Origin of the sequence: Sinomonas sp. (assembly GCF_036848755.1) — a bacterium.
Classification (GTDB): domain Bacteria; phylum Actinomycetota; class Actinomycetes; order Actinomycetales; family Micrococcaceae; genus Sinomonas.
This window is the reverse complement of record NZ_DAIUJO010000184.1, coordinates 1-4411: the sequence shown is the minus strand read 5'-3', so window position 1 is coordinate 4411 and position 4411 is coordinate 1. Positions and strand designations below refer to the sequence as shown.

The 4411-nt window shown below is 67.6% G+C and carries 6 protein-coding genes; 3 read left to right on the top strand and 3 right to left on the bottom strand.

Annotation, left to right across the window (positions count from 1 at the left end; translation table 11 throughout):
- From nadE to V7053_RS18010, 3 genes are all read left to right on the top strand, one after another.
- Window positions 1-708, top strand: a 708-nt coding sequence (gene nadE, locus V7053_RS18020) for an ammonia-dependent NAD(+) synthetase (RefSeq protein ID WP_334173639.1), incomplete at its 5' end; no start/stop codon positions are given.
- A 43-nt stretch (window positions 709-751) separates the two neighbouring features.
- On the top strand, window positions 752-1564 hold the full coding sequence (locus V7053_RS18015) for an exodeoxyribonuclease III (protein ID WP_334173638.1): 813 nt from the start codon (window positions 752-754) through the stop codon (window positions 1562-1564).
- A 27-nt stretch (window positions 1565-1591) separates the two neighbouring features.
- Entirely contained in the window at window positions 1592-2428 is an 837-nt protein-coding gene (locus tag V7053_RS18010; protein WP_334173637.1) for a hypothetical protein, read from the top strand.
- Window positions 2429-2594: 166 nt separating this feature from the next.
- Here V7053_RS18010 and V7053_RS18005 read toward each other — a convergent pair whose 3' ends face one another.
- The 3 genes from V7053_RS18005 to V7053_RS17995 form a co-directional block, all read right to left on the bottom strand.
- Complete coding sequence (locus V7053_RS18005; RefSeq protein WP_334173636.1) at window positions 2595-3605, bottom strand: LacI family DNA-binding transcriptional regulator; 1011 nt, start codon at window positions 3603-3605, stop codon at window positions 2595-2597.
- Window positions 3606-3683: 78 nt separating this feature from the next.
- Window positions 3684-3974, bottom strand: a complete 291-nt coding sequence (locus tag V7053_RS18000; protein WP_334173635.1) for a hypothetical protein — start codon at window positions 3972-3974, stop codon at window positions 3684-3686.
- Window positions 3971-4411, bottom strand: a 441-nt coding sequence (locus tag V7053_RS17995) for a carbohydrate ABC transporter permease (RefSeq protein ID WP_334173634.1), incomplete at its 5' end; no start/stop codon positions are given. The genes V7053_RS18000 and V7053_RS17995, both read right to left, overlap by 4 nt.

Below are 4411 nucleotides of genomic sequence, written 5' to 3'. Positions count from 1 at the left end.
ATCAGCGGAGGGCTCGACTCCTCGCTCGCGGGACGGCTCGCGCAGCTCGCGGTCGAGTCCCTCGCAGAGGACGGTGTCGAGGCTGACTTCGTGGCCGTGCGCCTCCCCCACGGAGTGCAGCACGACGAGGAGGACGCCCGCGCGGCCTTGGAGTTCGTCAAGGCGAAGACGGAGCTGACGTTCAACGTCAAGCCGGCGGTGGACGGATTCGAGCAGGAGTACGAGCGGACCTCGGACAAGGAGCTGAGCGACTTCACGCGCGGCAACACGAAGGCCCGTGCCCGCATGATCGCGCAGTACATGATCGCCGGCGAGCGCAACCTCCTGGTCATCGGCACCGACCACGGCGCCGAGTCGGTGACCGGCTTCTTCACAAAGTACGGCGACGGCGGCGCAGACATCCTCCCGCTCTTCGGGCTCAACAAGCGTCAGAACCGGCAGGTCCTCCAGTACCTCGGCGCCCCGGAGCGCATCTGGCAGAAGATCCCGACGGCGGACCTACTTGACCTCCAGCCCGGCCGCCACGATGAGCACGAGCTCGGCATCACGTACGAGGAGATCGACGACTACCTCGAGGGCCGCGATGTCCCGGACGAGGTCGCGGAGTCCATCGAGAAGCGCTATCTCCTGACCCGGCACAAGCGCTCCGTGCCGGTCACCCGCTTCGACACCTGGTGGCAGGAGGGCGCAGCGGCCTGGACCAAGTAGAACTCCGTCGCGCCGAGGGCGCGGCGTTGATAGCGTGGGCTGCGTGAAGATCGCCACCTGGAACGTGAACTCCCTCCGTGCCCGCGCCGACCGCGTGGAGAGCTGGCTGCTGCGCAGCGGAGTGGATGTGCTCGCTCTCCAGGAGACGAAGTGCCGAGACGACAACTTCCCGTGGGAGCTCTTCGAGCGCAACGGCTACGAGGTGGCGCACTTCGGCCTCAGCCAGTGGAACGGCGTCGCCATCGCCTCGCGCGTGGGGCTCGAGGACGTCGAGCGGACGTTCCCTGACCAGCCGACGTTCGGCAAAGGCGGCGTGGAGGCGGAGCAGGAGGCCAGGGCGATCGGGGCGACCTGCGGCGGGGTGCGCGTGTGGAGCCTCTACGTGCCCAACGGCCGGGCCCTCGACGACGAGCACATGCCGTACAAGCTCGAATGGCTCGCCACGCTCAACAAGCACGCGTCGGAGTGGGTCGCCCAAGACCCGCTCGCCCAGATCGCCCTGGTCGGGGACTGGAACATCGCCCCACGAGATGAGGACGTGTGGGACATCGACTACTTCCGCTCCGAGGGCCTCACCCACGTGAGCGAGCCCGAGCGCGAGGCGTTCCATTCGTTCGAGCGAAGCGGCTTCACCGACGCCGCGCGCGCTTACACCCCCGGCCCCGGCGTGTACACGTACTGGGACTACAAGCAGCTGCGCTTCCCCAAGAAAGAGGGCATGCGCATCGACTTCATCCTCGCCTCCCCTGCCCTCGAAGCCCGCGTCGTCGGGGCTCACATCGACCGCGAAGAACGCAAGGGCAAGGGCGCCTCCGACCACGCTCCCGTGGTGGTGGAGCTTGCGGACGGCGCGTGAGCAGCGGTCCGAGGCTGGTATCCGGGCATGAGTGACGCGCACGGCCCCGTCTCGAGGCCCCTCTCGTCCCATCTCCGCATCTACGAGCCCCTCGAGGCGTTCGGCCCCAAGGAACGCGAGCGCATCGAAGCGGGATTGCTGGGGAGGGGCGGCCGGGAGGACCTCGATGCTGCGGAGACAGATGCGACCCTCGACCGCATCGTGAGCGGAGCAGGGGATCCGTTCCCTCCGGACGGGGCGGAATTCACTCGGGCCCTGACCGTGAACGGCACAACCCTCTACTGCCCGAGCCAGCTCGTACTCCGTTCGGGCCTCGCGGCCGAATCGGTCATCAGCAGCGCTCCGCGCATCCTCGCCGAGCTCATGCTCCCCGAGGAGGCTCGCGAGCGGCACCAGCGACGGGTGGATCGCATCGCCGCCGAAACGGCCAGCCCTCGCATCAACACGCGCGAATCCCTCTGGGGAATTCCGTTCAGCTGGTTCGTCCTCTTCCAGGAATCGGACCCCACCGAGGTCGTCGAGGACGGCGAACACGTGCGAACCGTGCGCATCGTTGCCCCGTGGGCCAAGGCCATCGGTCGGGCCCGCTTCGCCGTCGCAAATCTCGCCCTCGCCGCGCCAGACATGAGCATGCTCGACGAGCTCACCTCCCTCACGGAGTGGCTCGAGCAGTTCCACCCGGACTCCGTCATCGAGCTCGACTATGGGCGCGTCGCCGATCGGGTGTTCCCTGACGAATCGTGCCTCGACGTGCGGCTGGGCATCGAGTGCCTTGCCGAGGGCGATCTGACCGGAGCCGCAGCCGCCTATCGGCGGCTCGCGTCCCGCTGGATCCCGATCCGCCAGCTAGCCCGCGCCTCCTGACGTCTCGGGTACACCAAACTCCCCCAGAGGGAGTTTCGGGTACAGATATGCGCGCGTTGGCGTACCCGAGACGAAACCGGGCGCGTGTTGGCGTACCCGAGACGAAACCGGGCGAGCGTTGGCGTACCCGAGACGAAAAGGGGAGGGCAGGGCCGCCGACTCGCGCTCACTGGCGGGGCGGAGCCGTGGACTCGCGCACAATGAGCCGCTGTTCCGCCTTCTCCGGATGGACGGCGCCCTCGTCTCCGCCCAGCTCGGAGAGCAGCATCTGGGTGCCTCGGCGCGCCTGGGCTGTCGGATCCTGCCAGACGGTCGTCAGCCCAACGGCGGCGCCCATCTCGTGTCCGTCGATCCCGACCACGGAGAGATCCTCTGGAATGCGGATGCCGTGGCGCCGGGCCTCGAACATGAGCCCGAGCGCCATCTCGTCGCTCGCGCACACGATCGCGGTGGGGCGTGGCGCGGGCCGTTCCAGGAACCGCCGCATGGCCTCGACGCCGCTCTCGACGGTGAAGTTCCCGAACAGGGCGAAGTCCGGGTCGAATTCCAGGCCCGCCTGGTGCACCGCGTCGTGGAAACCCTCAACCCGGATCCGGGGGACGCTGAAGTTCAGATCCGAGTCGTCCTGCCCGTGGAGGAGCGCAATGTGCCGGTGGCCGAGGTCGATGAGGTGCTCCGTGATGGTCCGGGCGGCCTGATAATCGTCGATTCCTACGTTCGATAGCCCCGGTACCGGTCCCCCGACGACGACGAGCGGCATATCGATCGCGTGGAGGTCGTCGATCTCCTCCTCGTGCAGGTACATGCAGAGCAGCAGGAGCGCGTCGATCTGCTTCTGCACCATGGCCTTGCTGAACAGCCTCTCGCGCGGCTGCGTGCGCCCGCCGAGGTTGAAGAGAGAGAGGTTGTATCCCCGCCCATGCAGTTCACGGTCGACGCCGTCGATCGCCTTCCCGAAGAACCATCGGTCCACGTAGGGGGCAAGCACGCCGATGGTGCGGGTCTTGCCGCTTGCCAACTGCGACGCGGCCGACGACGGCACGTACCCGAGTTCCTTGGCGGTCGCCAAGATCTTGGCGCGGGTCCGCGGAGACACCCGGGGAAGTCCGCGGATCGCCCTCGAGACCGTTGCCGTCGACACCCCAGCCGCGGCTGCCACGTCCTCGATCCCGACCATGTTCCCTCCGAATTGACCCAGCCCCAGCGCTGGCGAGGGCACAGACCGCTAGTGCATCGCGCCTACGGCAAAGCATCGCTACATCTCGGCGTCGTGCGTGTGCCCTCGCAGCACCTTACGCCTCAGCGCCCACACCCCCGCGATTGCTACGAGCACAGCAGCGAGCCCGAGCGCCCACCACAGAGCGGGCTGCCCCGTCAGCTCGAGCCACACCGTGACGACGAGCAGGACGAGGGCCCAGAAGCCCAGGATGCCGATGAAGAGTTCGAACTGTTCGACCACGGCCTTCCGCGGGCCGGAGGAGCGGCGGTACGCCTCTCCTCCGACCGCGAACGGATGCCAAGGCCGGTTGTTGTGATCCTCCGTCACTTCACCGCGCCGGCCGTGAGGCCCGCGACGATCTTCCGCTGGAAGGCCAGCACAAGGATCACGAGCGGGATCGTGACGATCGTTCCCGCCGCCATGACGGCGGTATACGGCTCGACGTGCGGCTGGGATCCGGCGAAGGACGCGATGGCCACGGTGACCGTCTTCGTCTGGTCGGAGGAGAGCTGGCTCGCAATGAGGAACTCGTTCCAGGCGGAGATGAAGGCGAGGATCGCTGTGGTGAACGTCGCCGGGGCGGCGAGGGGCAGGATGACCTTGCGGAACGCCTGACCCTGGGTGCACCCGTCGATGCGCGCGGATTCCTCAAGCTCCCACGGCATTTCGCGGAAGAACGAGGTGAGCGTGTACACGGTGAGCGGGAGGGCGAACGAGATGTCCGGGATGATGAGCGCCTGGTACGTCCCCATCCAGCCGATGTT

Excerpts from the sequence above, each read along its gene's own strand:
- V7053_RS18010 (WP_334173637.1), top strand. The coding sequence starts at position 1,592 with ATGAGTGACGCGCACGGCCCCGTCTCGAGGCCCCTCTCGTCCCATCTC.
- V7053_RS18005 (WP_334173636.1), bottom strand. The coding sequence starts at position 3,605 with ATGGTCGGGATCGAGGACGTGGCAGCCGCGGCTGGGGTGTCGACGGCA.